Annotated in this window: 6 protein-coding genes; 2 read left to right on the forward strand and 4 right to left on the reverse strand. The window is 74.1% G+C overall.

Features of this window, described 5'->3' with window-relative positions:
• Positions 1-1,023 carry an LLM class flavin-dependent oxidoreductase gene (locus HW445_RS19855; RefSeq protein ID WP_180222338.1) on the reverse strand — a complete coding sequence of 341 codons (1,023 nt, stop codon included), beginning with the start codon at positions 1,021-1,023 and terminating at the stop codon, positions 1-3.
• 157 nt (positions 1,024-1,180) lie between these two features.
• Here HW445_RS19855 and HW445_RS19860 point away from each other — a divergent pair, with 157 nt between their 5' ends.
• Positions 1,181-1,639 (forward strand): DUF6314 family protein, encoded by a 459-nt coding sequence (locus HW445_RS19860; protein WP_180222343.1) that lies wholly within the window; start codon positions 1,181-1,183, stop codon positions 1,637-1,639.
• Here HW445_RS19860 and HW445_RS19865 read toward each other — a convergent pair.
• Positions 1,615-2,208 carry a histidine phosphatase family protein gene (locus HW445_RS19865; protein WP_180222339.1) on the reverse strand — a complete coding sequence of 198 codons (594 nt, stop codon included), beginning with the start codon at positions 2,206-2,208 and terminating at the stop codon, positions 1,615-1,617. The two genes, HW445_RS19860 and HW445_RS19865, sit on opposite strands and share 25 nt — an antisense overlap.
• Before the next feature lie 122 nt (positions 2,209-2,330).
• Positions 2,331-2,768 carry a GNAT family N-acetyltransferase gene (locus HW445_RS19870; RefSeq protein WP_180222340.1) on the reverse strand — a complete coding sequence of 146 codons (438 nt, stop codon included), beginning with the start codon at positions 2,766-2,768 and terminating at the stop codon, positions 2,331-2,333.
• A gap of 183 nt (positions 2,769-2,951) precedes the next feature.
• Here HW445_RS19870 and HW445_RS19875 point away from each other — a divergent pair, with 183 nt between their 5' ends.
• Complete coding sequence (locus tag HW445_RS19875; RefSeq protein ID WP_180222341.1) at positions 2,952-3,176, forward strand: DUF1918 domain-containing protein; 225 nt, start codon at positions 2,952-2,954, stop codon at positions 3,174-3,176.
• 133 nt (positions 3,177-3,309) lie between these two features.
• Here the strand turns inward: HW445_RS19875 and HW445_RS19880 are convergent.
• The coding region (locus HW445_RS19880; RefSeq protein ID WP_180222342.1) for a glycoside hydrolase family 10 protein at positions 3,310-4,374 on the reverse strand (1,065 nt) is incomplete at its 5' end.

Genomic DNA, 4,374 nt, shown 5'->3' on the forward strand with positions numbered 1-4,374 from the left:
TCAGCGCCAGCCCAGCGCCGGGGCGACGTGGGTGAGGACGGCCTCCAGGACGTGCGCGTTGTAGTCGACGCCCAACTGGTTCGGCACGGTGAGCAGCAGGGTGTCGGCGGCGGCGATCGCCTCGTCCTTGGCCAGCTCCTCGGCGAGGACGTCCGGTTCGGCGGCGTAGGAGCGGCCGAAGACGGCCCGCGTCCTGGCGTCGATGTTCCCGAAGTGGTCCTCGGAGTCCCGTTCCCGGCCGAAGTAGGCGCGGTCCCGGTCGTCGACCAGGGCGAACACGGAGCGGCTGACGGAGACCCGCGGCTCGCGTGCGTGGCCGGCCGCCCGCCAGGCCTCGCGGTAGGCCTCGATCTGCTTGCGCTGCTGGACGTGGAGGGGCTCGCCGCTCTCGTCGTCCTTGAGGGTGGAGCTCTGCAGGTTCATGCCCAGCTCGGCGGCCCAGACGGCGGTGGCGTTGGAGCCGGAACCCCACCAGATGCGCTCCCTCAGGCCCTCGGAGTGCGGTTCGACGCGCAGCAGCCCGGGCGGGTTGGGGAACATGGGGCGCGGGTTCGGCTTGGCGAATCCCCCGCCCTTGAGCACCTCCAGCAGCACCTCGGTGTGGGTGCGCGCCATGTCGGCGTCGCTGCCGCCCTCCGGGGGCTGGTAGCCGAAGTAGCGCCAGCCGTCGATCACCTGCTCCGGTGAACCGCGGCTGATGCCGAGCTGGAGGCGGCCCCCGGAGATCAGGTCGGCGGCTCCTGCGTCCTCGGCGAAGTACATGGGATTCTCGTATCGCATGTCGATGACGCCGGTGCCGATCTCGATGCTGCGGGTGCGCGCGCCGATCGCCGCGAGCAGCGGGAACGGCGAGGCGTACTGCTGGGCGAAGTGGTGCACGCGGAAGTAGGCGCCGTCCACGCCCAGCTCCTCCGCGGCGACGGCGAGGTCGATCGCCTGGAGCAGCGCGTCGGACGCGGTCCGGGTCCGCGAGTGCGGGGTGTCCGACCAGTGGCCGAAGGAGAGAAAACCGATCTTCTTCATACTGTCTTCAACACATACCGGCTGGCTGCATTCCGCTCGGCGGCAGGACGGCGGTGGGCCGGCGCGCGGGACCGCGGGAGCGGGAGGCTCGGCGGAGGACGCGGCGGGAGACGCGGCGGGAGACGCGGCGGGAGAAGGAAAGGGAGCGAACGTGGCGATGCCCGAGGAGTTCCGTCCGGTGCCGGACCTCTGGGCCTATCTGCCCGGAACCTGGCACACCGAGCGCACGGTGCGCGACCTCGCCTCCGGGGAGGAGGGCCGGTTCAGCGGCGTCACCGTGTTCGGGCCGCCGACGGCGCCGGAGGAAGGGCTCGTGCAGCGGGAGGACGGCGACTTCGTGTGGCAGGGCGTGTCACGTCCCGCCGGCCGGACGCTGCGGCTGCTGCCGGGGACCACCCCCTCCTCGGCGGACGTGCGGTTCGCCGACGGGCGGGAGTTCCACGCGCTCGACCTGGCGGAGGGACGTTTCACCGCCACGCACCCCTGCGCCGCGGACCTCTACGAGGGCGAGTTCACGGTGCTGGACGCGGACCGGTGGCGCACCGTGTGGCGGGTGCGCGGTCCGGCGAAGGACCTGGTGCTGACCACCCGCTACGCCCGCACCGGAGGCGCGTAGGGCACGTCCAGCCGCACGCTCCAGCGGCCGGGGCGGCCGAGGACGGTGACGGCGGCGAGCGGGCGGACGTCGACGTTCCAGAAGACGGACGGCGGCGCCTTGAGGGCGTAGGTGAGCGCCGCCCGGATCACGCCCGGCTCCGCCACGGCGGTGATGGTGGCCCCGTCGTCCGAGGGCCGGGTGTCGAGCCAGCCGCCGACGCGGGTGATGAAGCCGTGCAGCGACTCCCCGCCGTGCGGCGCGGAGCGCGGGTCGGCGAGCCAGGCGTCCACGGCCTGCGGTTCGCGGGCCATCGCCTCGCCCAGCGTCATGCCGCGCCACCGGCCCATGTCGCAGTCGCGAAGCGCGGGCTGCACCAGCGGGACGTAGCCCAGCAGCTCGCCGGTGGCCCTGCTGCGCGGGGTGGGCGAGCAGTAGCGCAGGTCGGCGGCGGCCAGCGGTGCGAGGCCGGGCACGGCACGTTGGATCCCCTCCCAGGCCTCCCGGTCCAGGGGGCTGTCGTCGTCGAATCGCTCGGCGATCGGGCGGGTGCTGCTCGCGGCTGCAACGAAGGTGACCCGAACATGCATGCGGTGATGTTCGACCCGCGCGATGGGCGGGTCAAGAGGGCGGGCGGAGCCGGGCACGGCGACCGCGCGCCCGGCACCCACACGCCCGCCACCCGTGTACCCGGCACCCGGTGCCCGGGCGGTCAGCCGAGCTGGAGCGCCATCCAGTGGTCGGGGCGCGCGAGGGGCTCGAAGCCCAGGCGGGCGTAGACCCCGTGGGCGTCGTGCGTGGCGAGCAGGATCCGCCGCAGCCCGAAGGCGCGCAGTTCCTCGCGGACCCGGGCCACCATGGCGGCGCCGATGCCCTTGCCGCGTACCTCCGGGTCGACGTAGACGTCGCAGAGCCAGCCGAAGGTGGCCCGGTCGGTGATCGCGCGGGCGTAGGCCGCCTGGACGCCGCTGACGGCGTCGTACACCCCGAAGTTCAGCGACCCGGCCATCGCGGCGTCGTGCTTGGCGCGGGTGCGGCCGAGCGCCCAGTAGGCGTCGGTGGAGAGCCAGTGGTGGACCAGGTCGGCGTCCACGCGGGCGGGGTCGGCGGAGAACTCGTACCCCTCGGGGAGGGGCGGCAGATCGCTCATGGCGGGAGGCTTCCAGCGCCGGCGCGGTCCCGCAACGCGATTTCCCCGCCCGTCACGGGCCGGGGGCCGTCGTGCACCGCCGCCTGCCGCTGCCCCTGCCGGACGCGGGCCCCGCTCGTAGACTCGGAACGAGGGGGGAGCTCCTGGAACGGATCGCTGGACGACGAGACGAGGAGGCCCGCCATGTACGCACGAGTGGGTGACAGGCTGGTGACGCACGGCAGGGTGGTCGGTGCGGGCGACCGGGCCGCCGAGGTGATCGAGGTCCTCGGTCCCGACGGCACCCCGCCCTACCGCGTCCGGTTCGAGGACGGCCACGAGGCGATGCTGTGGCCCGGCCCGGACACCGAGGTCAAGCACCTGGCCACGGGCCCCGGCGTCACCGCCGGCGGCAGCCGCCGCCTCTAGACCTGGCCGCCTCTAGACCTGACCGCCTCCGGACCTGACCGCCCGCGGGCCTGGCGGCGGTCAGCGTCCGTGGACCCGGCCCGCGGCGGTCACCGTCGGCGGACCCGGCGGGCGGGCCCCCACGACGAGTCGGTCAGCCGGCGTAGTGGTCCGCGACGACGCGGGCCAGCGCGCCGCTCGGGTCCGCCACGACCTCCTTCGCCGAGAAGAAGACGTGGCCCCCCACCTCGGGCAGCGCGGCAGCGAGTTCGAGGTGGCGGGAGAGTTCGCGCGGGTCCTGCCAGGCCGCGGCCTGCGCCGGGTCGCCGGCCTTGTAGAGCGCCTCTCCGAGGTAGAGGGCCGTCGGCGTGCCGCGCGCGGTGTCCGCCCACCATTCGGCGAGCACGGCGTAGTCGGCGGCGCTCTGTCCGATGTGCCAGTACAGCTGCGGCACGACGTAGTCGATCCAGCCCTCGCGCACCCATGTACGGGTGTCCGCGTGCAGGTCGTCGTAGGTCTGCACCCCGGCACGGGTCTGCGAGCCGCGCGGATCGGTGTTCGCGTTGCGCCAGACGCCGAACGGGCTGATCCCGAACCGGGTGCCCGGGCGGGCGGCGTGCACCCGCGCGGAGGTCTCCCGCACCAGCAGGTCGATGTTGTTCCGTCGCCACGCGGCGCGGGTGGAGAACCCGTCGCCGTGCGCCTTGTGGGCGGCCTTGTCGTCGAAGGTCTGCCCGGCGACCGGGTACGGGTAGAAGTAGTCGTCGAAGTGCACGGCGTCCACCGGGTACCGCTCGACCGCGTCGAGGATCGCGTCCTCGACGAAGGCGCGCACCTCGGGCAGGCCCGGGTTGTAGTGCAGCTTGCCGCCGTACGGCACCACCCAGTCCGGGTTCCTGCGCGCGGGGTGCCCGGCCACCAGGCGGGACGGGTCGGTGTGCGTGGCCACCCGGTACGGGTTGAACCAGGCGTGCAGCTCCAGCCCCCGGGCGTGCGCCTCGGCGACGGCGGTGCCCAGCGGGTCCCAGCCGGGGTCCCGGCCCTGGGTCCCGGTGAGGCAGGCCGACCAGGGCTCGTGCGGGGAGGGCCACAGGGCGTCCGCGGTGGGCCGCACCTGGAAGATCACGGTGTTCAGCCGTCTCTTCACCGCCGCGTCCAGGTACCGCAGCAGCTCGTCGCGCTGGCGCGCCGCGCTCAGCCCCGGTGCGGACGGCCAGTC

The sequence above is a fragment of the Streptomyces sp. UH6 genome (genome assembly GCF_013421635.1).
Lineage (GTDB): Bacteria > Actinomycetota > Actinomycetes > Streptomycetales > Streptomycetaceae > Streptomyces > Streptomyces abyssomicinicus.